Origin of the sequence: Kitasatospora sp. NPDC101157 (assembly GCF_044768255.1) — a bacterium.
GTDB lineage: Bacteria > Actinomycetota > Actinomycetes > Streptomycetales > Streptomycetaceae > Kitasatospora.
Map to the genome: position 1 here is coordinate 1 of NZ_JBIWPL010000020.1, position 17,042 is coordinate 17,042.

The following is a 17,042-nucleotide window of genomic DNA, read 5'->3' on the forward strand; positions in this document are numbered from 1 at the left end:
GCCCCACCCCCCCCCCCCTTGGTGCCCGCCACCCAAAAAACCCCCCCCCCCCGCCCCACCCACCCCCGGAACCGCCCCCGGCGTCACCCACCCTCCCGAGAGCTCCCCGAACAACCAACACCCCCCAACAGCAACCCCCCACAGCCCCCGAAAAAGCCAAAAGGCCCGGAGCCTCCCCGGCCCCGGGCCCCCCACCCCCTCATCCGATCAGATCCAACGACCCCGCCAAGTTCCCCGTCCCGATCAGGTCATAGCCCCCCGCCAGCACCAGGAACACCAGCGCCGCCACCGTCACCCCCGTGTAGTGCAGCCGCCCGAACACCCCCCACCACCCACGCCGCCAGGCAACCACCGCACAGATCACCATCAGCAGGGTGAGCACCGCAGCCCCCAGGTACATCGCCGGCACCACCTTCAGCAGCGGAGAGTCCCCCAGGAACAGCGTCTGGTTCAGCGCATTGGAGTCCGAGGTCAGCAGCGCGAATCCAGCGGTCGCCACCACCAGCACCGCTCCCGTCAGCCACCCCAGCAGTCGAGCCACCGGCTGCCCGGCCCGCCCCTTGCCCCGCGCCGCCCGCACCACCGCTGCCACGCCCCACCCGATCACCGTCAGCGCCAGCACCACCAGGCTCCCCAGAGCGACCCGCTGGTGCAGCTCCGGAGCCTGGTACCAGGCCAACGGCTCGTACGCGATGGTCGGGTCGCTGTCCGTCAGCATCGAGGTGACCTCGCCGTCCGCGTTCAGCTCGAAGGCGATCTGACCGCTCCCGCCCACCTGCTGGAAGAGTCCCGGCTGCACCTGCTCCCACTGGGTGTCCCCCGCCGAAGGATCCCGGGTGACCGGCCCGCTCACGACCAGCCGCCCGTCACGCGCGGCGATGTGCACCGACCCCATCAGCGCCGCCGCCTTGGTCAGGTTCGACTGGCTCACCCGCGTCGACCGGAAGTCCCCGGTGAACTTCGAAAGCTCCCCACCGACCACCGGAGCCCCAGCCCCAGCCCCCGCCTTCGCGGCCCCCGCACCCGGGTAGAACCGATCCACGAACTCATTCAGCACCTGCTGCGTCATCCACCCCCCGGTGCCCCCCTCCCCGTCCCCGTTCACGGTCACGTACAGCCCGACCCCCCGCGCCGGCAGCAGCGCCAGGTTGCTGTGGAACCCGGGCACGTCCCCGTCCTTGACCAGCAGCTGCTGCCCGTTCCGGTTGCGCTGTTCGAGCAGGTACGCCATCCCGGGCATCCGCTGGTCCGGCCCGAAGTGCCGGGCGAGCAGCAGGGCGTCGCCCTCCCGGTCCAGGACCGACCCGCCGTCGTAGGTCCCGCCGTGCAGCTGGGCGAGCATCAGCCGTCCCATGTCACCCGCCGTGGTGACGGCGGCCGCCCCGGTCGGGGTCAGCGGCCCGTACAGCCCCTTGGTCTCGGTCTGCCCGCCCCCGTCGGGGCGGTATCCGTGGGCGAGGTCGGCGTCGACGGGGGCGGGGTGCGGCTGGGTGAAGGTGGTGTGGTCCATGCCGAGCGGCTGCAGCACGTGCTGGGCGACGTACTGGTCGAACGGCTGGCCGGAGACCACCTCGACCAGGTAACCGGCGAGCGCGACGCCGTAGTTGTCGTACGCGGCGGTCACCCCGGGGGCCCGGACCCGGTCCGGCTGGTGGGCGGCCAGCGCGGCCCCGAGGCCGCCGTTGGTGCGGGGCTCGGCCTCCGCCAGCCCCATGAAGGTGTCGTCGAAGCCACCGGTGTGGGTCAGCAGGTTCTCCACGGTGACCGGGTGCCCCGGGTAGCTGTCCCGGACCTTGAAGGCGGTCAGGTAGGTGTTGACGTCGGCGTGGAGGTCCAACTTGCCGGCCCGGACCTGCTGGAGGACGGCGACGGCGGTGAACACCTTGGCGTCGGAGCCCATGAAGAAGGCCGTCCGGGCCGGGTCGACGGGCTTGCGGTTCGGCACGTCGGAGACCCCGTACCCGCCGGCGAAGACCTGCTTGCCGCCGGCCACCACGCTCACCGCCGCGCCGGGGATCTTGTGCTCGGCGAGCAGTTTCGGCACGATCTCGTCGAACAGCCGCTTCACCGACCCGGAGTCGGGTGGTGCCGTCGAGCCTCCCGACGCCGCCGAACTCCCGCTGCCGGCAATCGTGGTGGCCGCGTGGGCACGGTCCGGCGTGAGCCCGTACAGGAACAGACCGATGGCAGCCAGCACCATGACCAGGCGGACCCAACCCCGCCTGACCAGCGGCCGGTTCGCCTCTGCACGTCGCTCGCTCATGATGAACTCCCGTTCCAGACAAGTTGATTGTGGAAGCTCCGGCGCGCTGCGGCGGGTCGCCCTCCCGACACCGACAACACTAGGAGGGATGCCCTTCCCCGGGACATGGCCTCTGGTCGTCGATCGGGGGGTGTACCCAGGTACCACCAAGAGGGGTCCAGGGCCCAGTGATCGGAATCGCGGCGGACGGCAGTCTGGATGTCGTCAGCAAGCAACGGGTAGGGATACCGGCCGCGAGGCCGTCACGGAAGGGGCCGAGCGGTCATGACCAGCAGCATCACCACAGGAGTTGTGAACAACGTGCAGAACACCGACACCACGACCGGCCGCTCCGGGCGGAACCCGCTCCGGGCGCTGGGCAACGCCATCCGGTCCTGCCTGCGCGGCCCGGTCCTGGCAGCCCTCGCGGTGCCGCAGGTGCTGCTGCTCACCGCGGCCACGGTCGCCGCCTCCCTGCTGGGCCTCGGCGTCGGCGCGCTGCTGGTGCCGCCCACGATCGTGGCGATCCGCGGCCTGGCCGGCCTGCGGCGCCGGCTCGCCGCCGACTGGACCGGCGTGGAGATCCGCGACCCCTACCAGCCGCTGCCGGACGCCGAGGCGGGCTTCAAGGGGGCCTGGAAGCGCTGCCAGGCGATGCTGTCCGACCAGGCCACCTGGCGCGACCTGCTCTGGCTGCTGGTCGATCCGGTGGTCGGCTTCACGCTGGCGATCCTCCCGCTCACGGTGGTCGCCTACGGCGTCCTCGGCCTGGTGCTGCCCCAGTTCTGGCAGTCGATCGCCGACAACGGCGGCAACACCTGGTACCTGTGGATCCACGTCACCAGCTCGGGTGCGGCCGGCACCGCCGCCCTGTTCGGCGTCCCGGTGATGCTGGCCGGCCTGGCCGTCGCCCCCGGCGTCATGCGGGCCCACACCGCGCTCGCCAAGTCGCTGCTCGGCCCGACCGCCCGTGCCGAGGCGCTGGCCGCCGAGCGCAAGGTCGCCCACCTCACCGAGACCCGGCGCGACGCGCTGACCACCCAGGCCGCCGAACTGCGCCGCATCGAGCGGGACCTGCACGACGGGGCGCAGGCCCGGCTGGTGGCCATGGGCATGAACCTGGGCGTGGCCGAGCGCTTGGTCGAGCGGGACCCGGAGGCCGCCAAGCAGCTGCTCGCCGAAACCCGTCAGGCCTCCGCCTCCGCCCTCAACGAGCTGCGCGACCTGGTCCGCGGCATCCACCCGCCGGTGCTGGCCGACCGCGGTCTCGCCGACGCCGTCCGGGCCCTGTGCATGGACAGCCCGCTGAACGTGACCGTCTCCGCCGACCTGCCCGGCCGCCCCGAGGCCCCGGTCGAGTCCGCCCTCTACTTCGCCGTCTCCGAGGCCCTCACCAACGCCGCCAAGCACTCCGGCGCCAGCCACGTCGATGTCCAACTGTGGTACGAGAACGGCACCCTGAAGGCCCAGATCACGGACGACGGCACCGGTGGCGCCGACCCCTCGCGCGGCACCGGCCTGCGCGGGCTGGAGCGCCGACTTGCTACCTTCGACGGAGTCCTGGCCGTCCGCAGCCCGCTCGGCGGCCCCACGACCCTGACGATGGAGCTGCCGTGCGAGTTGTACTCGCGGAGGACCTCTTCCTCCTGAGGGACGGTCTGATCCGGATGCTGCAGGCCTACGACTTCGAGGTCGTGGCCGCGGTGGACACCGGGCCGGACCTCCTCCAGGCCCTCCTCACCGAACGGCCGGACGTGGCAGTCGTCGACGTACGACTGCCACCGACGTTCACCGACGAGGGCCTGCAGGCGGCTCTGGAAGCGCGCCGGCAGATCCCCGGTCTGCCGGTGCTCGTGCTTTCCCAGTACGTGGAGCAGCTCTACGCCAAGGAGTTGCTGGCCGACGGCAGCGGGGCGATCGGCTACCTGCTGAAGGACCGGGTCTTCGACCCCGACGAGTTCGTGGCCACGGTCCACCGGGTGGCCGCGGGCGGCACCGCGCTCGACCCCCAGGTGATCGCGATGCTGGTCAGCAACACCGAACGCACCAAGCCGCTGGAGCGCCTGACGCCGCGTGAGCGCGAGGTGCTGGAGCTGATGGCGGAGGGGCGCTCGAACGGGGCGATCGCCGAGCGGATGGTGATCACCGAGCGCGCGGTGAAGAAGCACACCGCCAACATCTTCCTCAAGCTCGACCTGCCCCCCTCCGAGGAGGACCACCGCCGGGTGCTGGCGGTGCTGGCCTTCCTCCAGGTCGCGCCCTGACCGGCTACGGCGCGGTCTCCCCGGCCACCCAGCGCAGGTAGCCGGGGCTGCCGGACACCACCGGCACGGCGATCACCTCGGGCGTCTCGTACGGGTGCCGGCCGGTGACGAACCCGGTCAGCCGGTCGGCGAGTTCGGCCCGGGTCTTGAGGTCGATCCGCCACTCCTCGGCGTCCTGCACCTCGCCCTCCCACCAGTACACCGAGCGGACGGGGTACACCTGCGCACAGGCCGCCAGCCGCTCCCGCACCACGGCGGCCGCCAGGTCCCGGGCCCGCTCCTCGCTCTCGTGGGTGGTGGTCACCACGACGAAGCCCTGCTCGTTCGCTGTCATGCGCCGACTCTAGGACCCCGGCCCCGTGGAGCCCGGAAGCCTCCGCCCGTCGCGGCCCCGGAGGCGGCGGGCGGAGGCGGCGGGCGGAGGCGGCGGGCGGAGGCGGCCCCGGAGGCGGTGGGCGGAGGCGGTTCTCAGGCCCTGCGGGCGGTGTGGACGGTCATCGCCGAGAGGTAGAAGGCGTCCGGGCGGTGCAGGACGCCGGTCGGGGCCTCCTCCTCGATCAGCGCCTCCAGGGTCGCCCGGTCCTCCGGGTCGAGCACCTCGGCGAGCTGGTCGTGGCGCCGGACGAGCTGGGCGCGCAGGTACTCGCGGACCGGCCGGGCCAGCGGCGCCGGGTGGTCGACCAGGAAGGTGCGGGTGCCGCTGGGGACGAGCCCGGCCCGCCGCAGCATGGCCGGCCAGTCCTCGATCTCCTCGGTGGCGCCGGGCAGTTCGGCGCGCATCGCGGCGAAGCCGTCCTCGTGCACCGCGTCCAGCCGGGCCTGGAATCCGGGTCGGCCCAGGCCGAAGTCGCGGGGCAGGTAGCGCGCCGGCAGGCCGCTCTCGGCGACGGCGAGCAGCCCGCCGGGCCGCAGCCGTCCGGCCAGCGCGGTGAGCGCGGCCTGCTGGTCGCCGAGGTGGTGGATCGCGTTGCCGGACCAGATCAGGTCGGCCTCGCCGAGCTTGTCGAACTCGTCGGGCAGGTCGGCCTGTTGGGTGCCGAGCCGGCCGCCGGAGCGGGTCCGGGCGCGTTCCAGCAGGGCGGCCGACCGGTCGACGGCGACCACCTCGGCCGCCGGGAAGACCTCGGCGAGCAGCCCGGCGATCACCCCGGGCCCGGCGCCGACGTCGAGCACCCGGCGCACCGCGCCGTCCCCGGCGAGGCCGGACAGCCAGCGCCCGGCTTCGGTGACGGCCCCGGCGCGCAGGTCGGCCTCCAGCTCCAGGTGCGCCGCGAGGGCGTCCCAGTCGAGGTCGGCGGCGGGCACGTTGCCGTGGCCGTGGCCGTGGGCGTGCCCGTGGTGCTGGTGCTGGTGCTGGTGTGCGGACATGGTGTCCCCTTTCCGTGGTGACGGATTCGCTGGTGGGTTCGGCGGTGGGCCCGGTACGGCGGTAGCTTCGCCGCTCACGCGGCCACGGCCGGCCCGGACGCGCGGCGCAGCGCGACCGCCCGTCCGATCTCCTCGTCCACCAGGTCGTGGTCGAGGGCGAAGGCGGCCGCCGCGCCCATCCCGGCGGCGACGACCACCTGGGCACGCGGGTCGGCGACGTTGCCGACCGCCCAGACGCCGGGCACGCTGGTGCGGCCGACCCGGTCGGTGGTGACCCAGCCGTTGTCGTCCCGTGCGCAGCCCAGGCCGAGGAGCAGGGCGTCGTGGGGCACCATCCGCGGGAGGACGAACACCGCCTCGCGGCTGACCAGCTGCCCGGTGTCGAGCTCGACGCCGCGCAGCCGCCCGTCGTCGCTCACCAGCCGGACGATCCGGCCCTCGGCGACCCGGACGCCGCGTGCCGCGAGCCGCTCGCGGTCGGCCGCGGTCAGCTCCAGGGTGTGGGCGAGCAGCACCACGTCCGCCGACCACTGGCGCAGCAGCAGCGCCTGGTCGACCGCCCCGGGGCCGGTGCCGAGCACCCCGAGCGGGCGGTCGCGGACCTCCCAGCCGTGGCAGTACGGGCAGTGCAGCACGTCCCGGCCCCAGCGCTCGGCGAGGCCGGGCAGGTCCGGCAGGCCGTCCCGCAGTCCGGTGGCGACCACCAGCCGGCGTGCGTGCAGCACCGGTCCGCCGGCCAGGTGGACCATGAAACCGAGCTCGGTGGGCTCGGTGCTCCCGACGTGCTCGACCCGTCCGTCGATCAGGTCCACCCCGTACCGGGCGACCTCCTCCCGGCCGACCGCCAGCAGCGCGGCCGGTGGCATGCCGTCCCGGCTCAGGAAGCCCTGCATGTGGGCGGCGGGGGCGTTGCGCGGCTCACCCGCGTCCACCACCGCGACCCGCCGCCGGGCCCGGCCCAGCACCAGGGCGGCGTTCAGTCCCGCCGCGCCCGCGCCGATCACCACCGCGTCGTGGCGCTCCGCCGTGTTCGTTCCGCTCATCGTCGCTCACCTCCACCGCCAGGCTGCGACCGACCATCCCGTATCGGCAATCTTTGTTGCCGTCTCAGCAAAGAGTTCAGGAGACACGGTCGCCCCCGGTCCGCCGCCAGTACGAGCGGGTGGCCACCGCCAGCGCCACCCCGTACCCGGCGAAGGCGCAGGCCCCGACCCAGGCCACCTGCAGGGTCTGCTCGGGAGTGGCCCATTCGCCCTGCCGGACCCCGAGCACCCCGGCCGAACACAGCGCCAGGTACCCGATCCCGACCAGCCCGTACGGCACCAGCGTGGCCGCGCCGATCAGCGCCGGGGTGAGCGGCAGCCAGCGCGGGACGGCCCGGCCGCGCAGCGGCAGGGTCCAGCGGGGGAACACCTGCCCCCACGGCCGCACCAGCCCCCACAGCAGGAACACCCCGATCGCCGCCAGCAGCACGGTGCCGTCCAGCCCCCGGCGCTCCAGCGCGAGCCACAGCCCGGAGGAGCCGTTGTGCACGTAGCTCGCGTACATCTCGTCCCCGCTGACCCCGGCGAAGCTGCCGCCGAACGCCCAGATCAGCTTCATCACCACGTACGGCAGGAAGGCCAGGCTCCCGGCCCAGGCGGCGAGTTGGACGGCTGCCGGGGCCGCCGAGGGCGCCGGGCGGACGGCGGCTGCCGCCGTCCGCTCCGCGAGCGGGCGCCGGGCCCGGGCCGTCCCGGCCAGCAGCAGCGCCCCGGCCGCCGCCAGCGCCTTGTGCACCGCGTCCGGGACGCTGTCCACGGCCTGCCCGAACAGCAGCGTCACCACGTCCATCAGCAGGCTCCAGGACGCCACCACGGCCAGGGCGCACAGCAGCCGGAGCACCCACGTCAGCCACCGGCCCCGCCGCCCCCGCGCCGCGGCCCACCCGGCCCCGGCCGCCGCCAGCCCCACCCCGGCGACCACCCACCCCAGCCAGTCGGCGCTCCACAGCGCCGTCCCGCTCAGCGCACACCCCAGCCCGAACCCGGCGTAGCCCACGCCCCAGCCGGCCGCCGCCCGGCCGTCCCGTACCCACTCACGCTTCCGCATGGCCCCAGGCTCGCCCGCGCCTCCCCGCCCCGGCCTCGGCCCGCGTGCTGATCCGGATCCCCCCGCAGGGGGATCCGCGCCCGCACTTGCCCTGGAGCGCACTCCAACTCCTAACCTCTGAGCCACCACCGCAGCACCGACCCACCAACCTGGGGAGTACCACCATGCGTTACCGCATCCTGGGCGGCACCGGCATCGAGGTGAGCGCCTACTGCCTCGGCACGATGATGTTCGGCGCCATCGGCAACCCCGACCACAACGACTGCGCCCGGATCATCAACACCGCGCTCGACCGGGGCATCAACTTCGTCGACACCGCCGACATCTACTCGGCCGGCGAGTCCGAGGAGATCGTCGGCAAGACGCTGGCCGCCCGCGGCGACCGGGACGAGATCGTGCTCGCCACCAAGGCGCACTTCCCGATGGGCGAGGGCCGCGCCCGCGGCGGCAACTCGCGGCGCTGGATCGTCCGCGAGGTGGAGGAGAGCCTGCGCCGGCTGCGCACCGACCGGATCGACCTCTACCAGATCCACCGGCCGGACCACACCACGGACATCGAGGAGACCCTCGCCGTCCTGGGCGACCTGGTCCGGGCCGGCAAGATCCTCGCCTTCGGCTGCTCGACCTTCCCCGCCGAGCAGATCGTGGACGCCCACCACGTCGCCGAGCGCCGCGCCCTGCCGCGCTTCCGCACCGAGCAGCCCCCGTACTCACTGCTCGCCCGCGGCATCGAGCGCGACGTGCTGCCGGTCGTGCAGCGGCTCGGCATGGGCGCGCTGACCTGGGGCCCGCTGGCCGGCGGCTTCCTCACCGGCCGCTACCGCAAGGGCCGCCCGATCGACCTGACCACCGGGCGCGCCGCCATCAACCCGGGCCGCTTCGACCCGGCGCTGCCCACCACCGCCGCCAAGCTGGACGCCGTCGAGGCCTTCACCGAGCTCGCCGAGGACCTCGGCCGCACCCTGCCCGAACTGGCCACCGCCTTCCCGCTGGCCCACCCCGCCGTCACCTCGGTGATCATCGGCCCGCGCACCATGGAGCAGCTCGAATCCGCCCTCAAGGCCGCCGACCTGGTCCTGGACGACGCCACCCTGGACCGGATCGACACCATCGTCCCGCCCGGCACCGACCTCTACCGGGCCGACGGCGCCTGGCAGCCCCCGTCCCTCACCACCCCGGCCCTCCGCCGCCGCCCCGTCGCCGACCGCTCGGCGGACTGACCGAGGCCGACCGTCGAAGGGCTGCCATACGGCGCATTACGGCGCGATACAATGGTGGCATGAAGACCATCACGCAGCGCGAACTCGCAGCGCGGTCCAAGGCCGTGCTCGACGATGTCGAAGCCGGCGAGATCTACCACATCACCCGCAACGGCACCGAGATCGCCGAGGTCCGTCCGATCAGCGGTCGCCGTCGATTCGTTCCCGTCGAGGAGCTTCAGCGGAAGTGGCGGAACGCGCCCGCCGTCGACGCGGCACAGATGCGCGCCGAAGCCGATGCCTTCTACGGCGACGAGGACCGGGTCGACGGCGACGACCCGTGGGAGCAAGCGTGACCGAGCGACACGAGCGCGGGCTGCTCGACACCTGCGTGGTCATCGACCTCCCGCAGATCGACCCGCGACTCCTGCCGGTCGACGCGGCACTGTCGTCCATCGTGCTGGCCGAACTCGCCCAGGGTGTGGCCATGGCGAAGGACCCGGTGCAGATGCTGGCCCGGGCCCAGCGACTCGCGGACGTCGAGGCCGAGTTCGCCGCCCTGCCGTTCGACCGGGAGGCGGCTCGGCGTTTCGGAACACTGGTCGCGCTCACGATCCAGGCCGAGCGGGATCCCCGCCCCCGCCGAATGGACCTGATGATCGCGGCCACGGCCGCCGCTCACGGCCTGCCGCTGTACACCCGGAACGGCGCTGACTTCGCCGGCCTCGAACGGGGCGTCGAAGTCATCGTGGTCTAGCGGACCTTGTCGGACAGGCCCCGCGCACACCGCCCGGCGCTGCGCCGGGTGGTCGCGCCGCGTCCGCCTCATCCCCTCGGCGCGGCGAAGCAGTGGACCACGACCGTACGCCCGGAGGCCCAGCGCTGTTCGCCGCTGCCGAGCGGGGTCCAGCCGAGACGGCGGTAGAGGGCCAGGGCGGCGGTGTCGGTGGCGAGGACGTCGAGCACGGGGTGCAGTCCGAGCACCCGCGCGTGCGCCACGGCGCGCGCCAGCAGCAGTGCGCCGACAGCCCGTCCGCGCGCCGTCGGCGCGACGAACAACCGGCCGATCACGGCGGTGAGTTCCGGGCGTCCGCCGGTCCGCAGGGCCCACAGCCCGGGGGCCATGTCCCCCGGAGTGCTGCGGACCAGGCCGACGTGACCGGCGACCCGGCCGTCCACCTCGGCGATCCAGGCCGCCAGCAGGCCGTCCGGGGAGAGCCAGGCGGCGGGCCGCTCGGGCCACTCGACGGGGTAGCCGTCAGCGGCGTGGACGTCGGCCAGGGCCCGGACGCAGCCGGCGAGGTCGGCGGCCCCGCGCCGGCGCACGCCCACCTCCGCCCCGGTCAGCCGTGAGCCGGACGCGACGACATTGGCGCGTTCTTCAAGGTCAGCCATGCCGGTACGTTACCGGCACGCCCTCACCGCCGCAGCAGGTCGACCACCCCGACCAGGTCCTCGGCACCGCTGCCGAGCGCCAGCCGGTGCTCCATCAACCGGAAGTACGGAGAAAGCAGTTCGGCGCTCACCCGCTGCTCCTCGGCGGTGCGCAGCAGCGTCTCCTTGCCCGCCACCTGCATCGCCAGGTTGGAGACCACGCCCGTGGTGTAGTCGCCGCTCTCCAGCTGCTCCGCCGTCCGCTCCACCGACCCGACCATCGCGGTGAGCCAACCCGCCAGCAGCGGCGCCAGATCGCCCGGCTTCACGTCCTCGTTCCGCACCAGCGCGAAGGCGTGCGCGACCCCGGCGAACGTCCCGTACATCGCGCTGAGCAGCGCCACGTCGTGCAGCGCCGCGTACCCGGCGTCCGCTCCCACGTACTGGACGGCGGCCGGCGCGGCCAGCGTCTCCCGGTGCTCCTCCACCAACTCCGCCGAGCCGCTGTAGAACACGTACGCCCCGGCCGCCGGAACGCCGATCATCGGCGGGACGGCCATGATCCCGCCGTCCAGGTAGCGGGCACCGCGGGCCGCGGCCCAGTCGGCCCGGGCGCGGGCCTGGCCGGGGGTGCTGGTGACCAGGTTGACCAGGTCCCGCCCGGCCAGGTCTGCGCCGGCCAGCGCCTCCTCGACCGAGGCGTCGTCCAGCAGGCAGACCACCACCAGCCGGGCGGCCGCGACGGCCTCCGCCGCGGTGGCCGCCACCACGGCGCCCTCGGCGGCGAGCGCCTCGGCGCGGGCGGCGGAGCGGTTCCAGACGGTCAGCGGGTGCCCGGCGGCGAGCCAGGCGCGGGCCAGCGCGGTGCCCATCGCACCGAGGCCGAGCAGGGTGACGGGGGTCTTGCCGACGTTCTCAACGGTGTTCGGTTCCATGCCGATCAGCCTCGGCGCGGCCCCGTCCATGATCAAGTACGCACTTCGGAGTGGGTGGTTACCCTGAGGTGAGCAACGAGGTCGGAAGGGGTGGGCCATGGCGACCGTGCCGAGGCCGGGGGCGTACGTCTGCGGGATCGACGCCGCGATGGACGTGATCGGCGGCAAGTGGAAGGTGCTCATCCTGTGGGCCCTCGGCCAGCGCCCGCAGTGCCGCTTCGGCGAGCTGCGCCGCCTGGTGCCGGGCATCACCGAGAAGGTGCTGGCCGCCCACCTGCGTGAGCTGGAGGCCGACGGCATCGTGCACCGGGAGGCCTACCAGGAGGTACCGCCCCGGGTCGAGTACGCGCTGACCGGGGCGGGACGGCACCTGAACGCGGCACTGGCCCCGCTGGGCGTCTGGGGCCGGGACCACGTCCTCAACCGCTGACCCTCAGTGCTCCTCCGCCGCCAGGTGGTCGACGCAGGCCGCGATCGCGAGCAGCAGCCCGGTGTCCGCCCCGTCCGCGACCTCCACCCCGTAGGTGTCCCGGACCCGGAACCACTTGCGGGAGATCCGGGCGAGCTGGTCGCCGTGCTGGTTCTCGATCCGGTAGTCCTTGTCGATCAGATCGCCGCGGATCCGCAGCTCGCCGCCGGAGGCCAGCTCCACCAGGTACTTGTCCCGGAACGGGGTGAACAGCTTCTCCCGGACGGTCGCGACCGCCTCGCCGTCGGCGTCCTCGATCCTCATCGCGTCGCGAACGGCGAGCATCTTCTCCCTCACCACCGCGACCACCCGTCCGTGCGCGTCCTTCAACTCGAAGGTGTGCCGCAGCCGCAGCACCTTGCCGTCCACCAGGTAGGCCTTGTGCCCCCGGTCGTCCTCGATCCAGTAGTCGTCGCCGACCGCGAACAGCTTCTCCCTGACCAGGTACCGCACCACAGCCTCCTCCGTCGTCGGACTCGAACCACCCATTCGACCCGTACCCGCACCCGCCGCACCGCACCGCCGCGCCGCGACGCTTCAATGTCGCCATGCTGATCCCCCCGCTGCGCACCGAGCGCCTCGACCTCCTCCCCCTCGGCCCCGACCACGCCGACGAACTCGCCGCCGCCCTCGCCGACCCCGCCCTGCACGCCTTCACCGGCGGCCGCCCGGCCACCCCCGAGGAGATGCGCGCCCGCTGCGCCCGGCTCGCCGCCGGCTCCCCGGACCCGGCCCAGGTCTGGGGCAACTGGGCGCTGCGACTGCGCGCCGACGGCGCCCTGACCGGCTACGTCCAGGCCACCGTCCGCCCGGAGGCCGCCGAAGCCGAACTCGCCTGGGTGGTCGGCACCCCCTGGCAGCGCCGCGGCCTGGCCACCGAGGCCGCCCGCGCCCTGCTCGACCACCTCGCCGCCACCGGCGTCACCACCGCCCTCGCCCACATCCACCCCGACCACGAGGCCTCCGCCCGCATCGCCCGAGCCCTCGGCCTCCACCCGACCCCGCACACCCAGGACGGCGAAATCCGCTGGCAGGCCGATCTTCCGCACCCGTAGCATCCGAGGCCCGAACACCCCGGAGGAGCCGCCGTGTCCGTCGATGCCTCGCTGTCCCTGCGCTGGCCCGAGGGCCTCGCCCCCGGCACCGACGGACTGGCCCGGCTGCTCGGCCTCGACCACGGGCCCGGCCACGGGCCGGACGCCGGCCCCTGGAGCATGACCACCACCCCCGACGGCCGGAGCCGCATGTGGGTCCGCATCGCCACCGACCCCGCCGACCGCACCGGCCCGTACGACCACTGGCTCCACCTCTCCCCGCCCGGGTCCCCGCCGCACGCCGAGGACACCCACGCCGTCCTGCGCGCCCACTGCCGGGAGACCGTCGCCCTGCTGCGCCGCCACGGCCTGGCGGAGGCCGCCCACGACATCGACGGCGACCCGACCGGCTACTGGACCCGCGCCGCCGAACACCCCGAACTCCTCACCGACCCCGAGCTGACCGTCTGGTGGGCCGCCGAAGCCCCCACCACCGCGACCCTCCCGGCCGCCCTCACCCCCAACCTCCGCCCGGCCCCCACCACCCAGCGCGCCCCCGCCCCCACCGACGACCTCGGCGCCCATGCCGCCGAGCTGCCCGTCCAGCACACCGCCCGCTTCACCGGCCACCGGGTCACCTCCGGGGAACTCGACACCTTCGCCGACCGCCTCGTCGCCACCCTGACCCGCCCCGGAGAACGCATCGACGTCGCCCTCCGCCTCCACACCCGCCTGATCCGCTACGAGTCCGCCATCCAGCCCCCCACCGACCTCCGCGTCCTCCCCTGACCCCACCGAAGGCCGCCCGCCCGGAATGCCCCCGACCCCCCATGGGGTTGGATACAGCCATGGCATCTCGTGCACGCGTACGCGCCCCCGAACTGGTCGGGGCAGGCGGCTGGCTGAACACCGGCGGCAAGGACCTCACCCTCGCCGACTTCCGGGGCAAGATCACCGTCCTGGACTTCTGGACCTTCTGCTGCATCAACTGTCTGCACGTCCTCGACGAACTCCGCGAGCTGGAGGAGGAGCACCGCGACACCGTGGTGATCGTCGGCGTGCACTCGCCCAAGTTCGTGCACGAGGCCGACCACCAGGCCGTCGTCGACGCCGTCGCCCGGTACGAGGTGCACCACCCGGTGCTGGACGACCCGGCGCTCGCGACCTGGAAGCAGTACGCCGTCCGGGCGTGGCCGACGCTCGTGGTGATCGACCCCGAGGGCTACGTGGTGGCCCAGCACGCCGGTGAGGGCCACGCCCACGCGATCGCCAAGCTGGTGGCCGAGCTGGAGGCGGAGCACGAGGCCAAGGGCACCCTGCGGCGCGGGGACGGCCCGTACGTGGCGCCGGAGCCGGTCGCCGGGGACCTCAAGTTCCCCGGCAAGGCGGTCCGGCTGCCGAACGGCCACTTCCTGGTCGCCGACTCCGGCCACCACTCGCTGGTCGAGCTGGCCGAGGACGGCGAGACGGTGGTCCGCCGGATCGGCGACGGGCAGCGCGGCCTGGTGGACGGCACCAGCCCCCGGTTCAGCGAGCCGCAGGGCCTGGCGCTGCTGCCGGAGGGGCACGAGTACGACGTGGTCGTCGCCGACACCGTGAACCACGCGCTGCGCGGCGTGCGCCTCGCCGACGGCAGCGCCACCACCCTGGCCGGCACCGGCCGCCAGTGGTGGCAGGGCTCGGCCACCGAGGGGCCGGCCCGCGAGGTGGACCTCTCCTCGCCCTGGGACGTCGCCTGGTTCGACGGCCGGGTGTGGGTCGCGATGGCCGGCGTGCACCAGCTGTGGGCGTACGACCCGGCGGCCGGCACGGTCGGCGTCGCGGCCGGCACCACCAACGAGGGCCTGGTGGACGGCCCGGCCGCCGAGGCCTGGTTCGCCCAGCCGTCCGGCCTGGCCGTCTCCGCGGACGGCGGGAGGCTCTGGGTGGCCGACGCCGAGACCTCCGCGCTGCGCTTCGTTTCACGTGAAACCATGACGGTCGAAACCGCCGTCGGCACCGGCCTGTTCGACTTCGGCCACCGCGACGGCGCCGCCGACCAGGCCCTGTTCCAGCACCCGCTGGGCGTGACCGTGCTGCCGGACGGCTCGGTCGCCGTGAGCGACACCTACAACCACGCGCTGCGCCGCTTCGACCCGGCGAGCGGCGAGGTCACCACCCTGGCCACCGACCTGCGCGAGCCCTCCGGGGCGGTGCTGGTGGACGGCGACATCGTGGTGGTCGAGTCGGCCCGGCACCGGCTGACCCGGCTGCGGCTGCCGGAGGAGGCCGTACGGGTGGAGTCGGTGGCGCACCGCACCCAGCGCGCCGCCACCGAGGTCGCGCCCGGCGCCCTCCGGCTGGACGTGGTCTTCGAGGCGCCGAGCGGCCAGAAGCTGGACGAGCGCTACGGCCCGTCCACCCGGCTGCTGGTCAGCGCGACCCCGCCCGAGCTGCTGGTCTCCGGCGCGGGCGCGGACACCGACCTCTCCCGCGAGCTGGTGCTGTCCGAGCAGGTCACCGAGGGCGTGCTGCACGTCTCGGCGATGGCCGCCTCCTGCGACGACGACCCGGAGATCGAGTTCCCGGCCTGCCACGTGCACCAGCAGGACTGGGGCGTGCCGGTGAAGCTGGTCGCCGACGGCGTCCGCCGTCTCCCGCTGGTCCTGGCGGGCATGGAGTAGTAGCCGGCCAACGCGCAGGGGGCCCGCCGGTGTTCCGGCGGGCCCCCTGCGCAGCGGCGTGCTCAGCCCTCCAGGAAGGCCTTGATCGCACTGGCCAGCAGGTACGGGTCCTCCGCCCCGCACAGCTCGCGCGCCGAGTGCATGGACAGCGCCGCGATGCCGCAGTCCACCGTCTTGATGCCCAGCCGCGCCGCCGTGATCGGGCCGATCGTCGTACCGCAGGGCATCGCGTTGTTGGACACGAAGGTCTGCCACGGCACGCCGGCCTTCTCGCAGGCCGCCGCGAACACCGCCCGGCCGACGCCGTCCGTCGCGTAGCGGTTGTTGACGTTGACCTTGAGGATCGGCCCGTCGTTCGGCAGCGGGTGGTGGCCCGGCTCGTGCCGCTCGGAGTAGTTCGGGTGGACGGCGTGGCCCATGTCCGAGGACAGGCAGACGGTGCCGGCCAGCGCCCGGGCGCGGTCCTCGGGGGAGCCGCCGCGGGCGTGGACCGTCCGGTCGAGCACGTTGCCGAGCAGCGGGCTCTGCGCACCGGTGTCGGACTCGCTGCCGGTCTCCTCGTGGTCGAAGGCGGCCAGCACCGGGATGTACGGCAGCACGACGTCGCCCCCGGCGGCGGCCACCGCGACGGCGGCCAGCGCGGCGGTGGCCGCGTGCACCGAGAGCAGGTTGTCCAGGCGCGGGCCGGCCAGCAGCTCGCGGTCCCGGCCCAGGTAGGAGGCGGGCTGGACGTCGTGGGTCATGAGGTCCCAGCCGGCCACGTCCTCAGCGGCCAGCCCGGCCCGCTCGGCGACGTAGGCGATCAGCGAGCCCTCGTCGACCGGGCCGAGGCCCCAGATCGGGGTGAGGTGGCGCTGCCGGTCGAGCTTCATGCCGTCGTTGACCTGGCGGTCCAGGTGGATGGCGAGCTGGGGCACGCGCAGCAGCGGCTCGTCCAGCTGGACGAGCCGCGCACCACCGTCCTTCAGCGCCAGTCTGCCGGACAGGCCGAGGTCCCGGTCGAGCCAGGTGTTCAGCGGCACTCCGCCGTAGATCTCCACCGCCACCTGCCGCCACCCGGCCGAGCCGGTGTCCGGCACCGGCTTCACCCGCAGGTTGGGGGAGTCGGTGTGGGTGCCGACGATCCGGAACGGCGTCTCCGGCCCCGCGCCCTCCGGCAGGTACCAGGCAATCAGCGCGCCGCCGCGGATCAGGTAGCGCCCGCCGGCCGTCCCGTCCCAGGCGTCCGTCTCCGCGACCTGACGGAACCCCGCCTTCTCCAGGCGCTGGGCGGCGCTCGCGACCGCGTGGTACGGGGACGGCGAGGTGCCGAGGAACGTGATCAGATCGTCGGTGTGCGTCCGGTCGAAGAATGCCCGGCGGGCGGCGGTCGACATGCTGCTCCAGGGTCGAGGGAGGGCCGA

Annotated in this window: 18 protein-coding genes; 9 read left to right on the forward strand and 9 right to left on the reverse strand. The window is 74.0% G+C overall.

The genetic code is table 11. The annotated features are described in order from the left end of the window. Positions 1 to 199 precede the first annotated feature (199 nt). Complete coding sequence (locus ACIRVF_RS30575; protein WP_402824857.1) at positions 200 to 2,263, reverse strand: serine hydrolase domain-containing protein; 2,064 nt, start codon at positions 2,261 to 2,263, stop codon at positions 200 to 202. 264 nt (positions 2,264 to 2,527) lie between these two features. Between ACIRVF_RS30575 and ACIRVF_RS30580 the strand changes: the two genes are divergently transcribed. Together ACIRVF_RS30580 and ACIRVF_RS30585 are read left to right on the forward strand one after the other, a co-directional pair. Continuing rightward, the gene (locus ACIRVF_RS30580; protein ID WP_402824860.1) at positions 2,528 to 3,892 is read left to right on the forward strand and encodes a sensor histidine kinase; all 1,365 of its coding nucleotides are present in this window, start codon (positions 2,528 to 2,530) and stop codon (positions 3,890 to 3,892) included. Continuing rightward, positions 3,856 to 4,506 (forward strand): response regulator transcription factor, encoded by a 651-nt coding sequence (locus ACIRVF_RS30585; RefSeq protein ID WP_030290358.1) that lies wholly within the window; start codon positions 3,856 to 3,858, stop codon positions 4,504 to 4,506. Before ACIRVF_RS30580 ends, ACIRVF_RS30585 begins: the two co-directional genes overlap by 37 nt. A 4-nt stretch (positions 4,507 to 4,510) precedes the next feature. Here ACIRVF_RS30585 and cutA read toward each other — a convergent pair whose 3' ends face one another. The 4 genes from cutA to ACIRVF_RS30605 form a co-directional block, all read right to left on the reverse strand. Beyond that, entirely contained in the window at positions 4,511 to 4,840 is a 330-nt protein-coding gene (gene cutA, locus ACIRVF_RS30590; RefSeq protein WP_402824863.1) for a divalent-cation tolerance protein CutA, read from the reverse strand. A 134-nt stretch (positions 4,841 to 4,974) separates the two neighbouring features. After that, on the reverse strand, positions 4,975 to 5,874 hold the full coding sequence (locus ACIRVF_RS30595) for a class I SAM-dependent methyltransferase (RefSeq protein WP_402824866.1): 900 nt from the start codon (positions 5,872 to 5,874) through the stop codon (positions 4,975 to 4,977). A gap of 74 nt (positions 5,875 to 5,948) precedes the next feature. Then, positions 5,949 to 6,917: an NAD(P)/FAD-dependent oxidoreductase gene (locus ACIRVF_RS30600; RefSeq protein WP_402824869.1), complete on the reverse strand. Its 969-nt coding sequence runs from the start codon at positions 6,915 to 6,917 to the stop codon at positions 5,949 to 5,951. Positions 6,918 to 6,993: 76 nt separating this feature from the next. After that, on the reverse strand, positions 6,994 to 7,965 hold the full coding sequence (locus ACIRVF_RS30605) for a hypothetical protein (protein WP_402824871.1): 972 nt from the start codon (positions 7,963 to 7,965) through the stop codon (positions 6,994 to 6,996). A gap of 164 nt (positions 7,966 to 8,129) precedes the next feature. Between ACIRVF_RS30605 and ACIRVF_RS30610 the strand changes: the two genes are divergently transcribed. From ACIRVF_RS30610 to ACIRVF_RS30620, 3 genes are read left to right on the forward strand one after another with little or no spacing between them, the layout of a single operon-like run. Further along, positions 8,130 to 9,185, forward strand: coding sequence for an aldo/keto reductase (locus tag ACIRVF_RS30610; RefSeq protein WP_402824873.1), 1,056 nt, complete (start codon positions 8,130 to 8,132; stop codon positions 9,183 to 9,185). 59 nt (positions 9,186 to 9,244) lie between these two features. Beyond that, a complete protein-coding gene (locus ACIRVF_RS30615; RefSeq protein ID WP_402824876.1) occupies positions 9,245 to 9,520 on the forward strand; it encodes a type II toxin-antitoxin system Phd/YefM family antitoxin in 276 nt (91 codons plus the stop codon). Next, entirely contained in the window at positions 9,517 to 9,921 is a 405-nt protein-coding gene (locus tag ACIRVF_RS30620; protein ID WP_402824879.1) for a type II toxin-antitoxin system VapC family toxin, read from the forward strand. Before ACIRVF_RS30615 ends, ACIRVF_RS30620 begins: the two co-directional genes overlap by 4 nt. A 68-nt stretch (positions 9,922 to 9,989) precedes the next feature. Here ACIRVF_RS30620 and ACIRVF_RS30625 read toward each other — a convergent pair whose 3' ends face one another. Together ACIRVF_RS30625 and ACIRVF_RS30630 are read right to left on the reverse strand one after the other, a co-directional pair. Continuing rightward, a complete protein-coding gene (locus ACIRVF_RS30625; RefSeq protein ID WP_402824882.1) occupies positions 9,990 to 10,559 on the reverse strand; it encodes a GNAT family N-acetyltransferase in 570 nt (189 codons plus the stop codon). A 23-nt stretch (positions 10,560 to 10,582) separates the two neighbouring features. After that, the gene (locus ACIRVF_RS30630) at positions 10,583 to 11,473 is read right to left on the reverse strand and encodes an NAD(P)-binding domain-containing protein (protein WP_402824885.1); all 891 of its coding nucleotides are present in this window, start codon (positions 11,471 to 11,473) and stop codon (positions 10,583 to 10,585) included. Between the two features lie 97 nt (positions 11,474 to 11,570). On the opposite strand from ACIRVF_RS30630, the gene ACIRVF_RS30635 reads away from it, so the two are divergent. Further along, positions 11,571 to 11,903 carry a winged helix-turn-helix transcriptional regulator gene (locus ACIRVF_RS30635; protein ID WP_402824888.1) on the forward strand — a complete coding sequence of 111 codons (333 nt, stop codon included), beginning with the start codon at positions 11,571 to 11,573 and terminating at the stop codon, positions 11,901 to 11,903. Positions 11,904 to 11,906: 3 nt separating this feature from the next. Here ACIRVF_RS30635 and ACIRVF_RS30640 read toward each other — a convergent pair whose 3' ends face one another. Beyond that, on the reverse strand, positions 11,907 to 12,395 hold the full coding sequence (locus ACIRVF_RS30640; protein WP_402824891.1) for an LURP-one-related/scramblase family protein: 489 nt from the start codon (positions 12,393 to 12,395) through the stop codon (positions 11,907 to 11,909). A gap of 95 nt (positions 12,396 to 12,490) precedes the next feature. On the opposite strand from ACIRVF_RS30640, the gene ACIRVF_RS30645 reads away from it, so the two are divergent. The 3 genes from ACIRVF_RS30645 to ACIRVF_RS30655 are packed head-to-tail and all read left to right on the forward strand — an operon-like array spanning position 12,491 to position 15,639. After that, complete coding sequence (locus tag ACIRVF_RS30645; protein WP_402824894.1) at positions 12,491 to 12,997, forward strand: GNAT family N-acetyltransferase; 507 nt, start codon at positions 12,491 to 12,493, stop codon at positions 12,995 to 12,997. A gap of 33 nt (positions 12,998 to 13,030) precedes the next feature. Continuing rightward, positions 13,031 to 13,765, forward strand: a complete 735-nt coding sequence (locus ACIRVF_RS30650; RefSeq protein WP_402824897.1) for a hypothetical protein — start codon at positions 13,031 to 13,033, stop codon at positions 13,763 to 13,765. Between the two features lie 59 nt (positions 13,766 to 13,824). After that, positions 13,825 to 15,639: an NHL domain-containing thioredoxin family protein gene (locus tag ACIRVF_RS30655; protein WP_402824900.1), complete on the forward strand. Its 1,815-nt coding sequence runs from the start codon at positions 13,825 to 13,827 to the stop codon at positions 15,637 to 15,639. A 62-nt stretch (positions 15,640 to 15,701) separates the two neighbouring features. On the opposite strand, the gene ACIRVF_RS30660 is transcribed toward ACIRVF_RS30655, so the two are convergent. Further along, positions 15,702 to 17,015 (reverse strand): M18 family aminopeptidase, encoded by a 1,314-nt coding sequence (locus ACIRVF_RS30660; RefSeq protein WP_402824903.1) that lies wholly within the window; start codon positions 17,013 to 17,015, stop codon positions 15,702 to 15,704. Positions 17,016 to 17,042: the final 27 nt, after the last annotated feature.

What these genes read in the sequence shown, in the direction of transcription:
- ACIRVF_RS30575 (WP_402824857.1), bottom strand. Translation starts at nt 2,263, where the DNA reads ATGAGCGAGCGACGTGCAGAGGCGAACCGGCCGCTGGTCAGGCGGGGT.
- ACIRVF_RS30580 (WP_402824860.1), top strand. Translation starts at nt 2,528, where the DNA reads ATGACCAGCAGCATCACCACAGGAGTTGTGAACAACGTGCAGAACACC.
- cutA (WP_402824863.1), bottom strand. Translation starts at nt 4,840, where the DNA reads ATGACAGCGAACGAGCAGGGCTTCGTCGTGGTGACCACCACCCACGAG.
- ACIRVF_RS30595 (WP_402824866.1), bottom strand. Translation starts at nt 5,874, where the DNA reads ATGTCCGCACACCAGCACCAGCACCAGCACCACGGGCACGCCCACGGC.
- ACIRVF_RS30600 (WP_402824869.1), bottom strand. Translation starts at nt 6,917, where the DNA reads ATGAGCGGAACGAACACGGCGGAGCGCCACGACGCGGTGGTGATCGGC.
- ACIRVF_RS30605 (WP_402824871.1), bottom strand. Translation starts at nt 7,965, where the DNA reads ATGCGGAAGCGTGAGTGGGTACGGGACGGCCGGGCGGCGGCCGGCTGG.
- ACIRVF_RS30610 (WP_402824873.1), top strand. Translation starts at nt 8,130, where the DNA reads ATGCGTTACCGCATCCTGGGCGGCACCGGCATCGAGGTGAGCGCCTAC.
- ACIRVF_RS30615 (WP_402824876.1), top strand. Translation starts at nt 9,245, where the DNA reads ATGAAGACCATCACGCAGCGCGAACTCGCAGCGCGGTCCAAGGCCGTG.
- ACIRVF_RS30625 (WP_402824882.1), bottom strand. Translation starts at nt 10,559, where the DNA reads ATGGCTGACCTTGAAGAACGCGCCAATGTCGTCGCGTCCGGCTCACGG.
- ACIRVF_RS30630 (WP_402824885.1), bottom strand. Translation starts at nt 11,473, where the DNA reads ATGGAACCGAACACCGTTGAGAACGTCGGCAAGACCCCCGTCACCCTG.
- ACIRVF_RS30635 (WP_402824888.1), top strand. Translation starts at nt 11,571, where the DNA reads ATGGCGACCGTGCCGAGGCCGGGGGCGTACGTCTGCGGGATCGACGCC.
- ACIRVF_RS30645 (WP_402824894.1), top strand. Translation starts at nt 12,491, where the DNA reads ATGCTGATCCCCCCGCTGCGCACCGAGCGCCTCGACCTCCTCCCCCTC.
- ACIRVF_RS30655 (WP_402824900.1), top strand. Translation starts at nt 13,825, where the DNA reads ATGGCATCTCGTGCACGCGTACGCGCCCCCGAACTGGTCGGGGCAGGC.
- ACIRVF_RS30660 (WP_402824903.1), bottom strand. Translation starts at nt 17,015, where the DNA reads ATGTCGACCGCCGCCCGCCGGGCATTCTTCGACCGGACGCACACCGAC.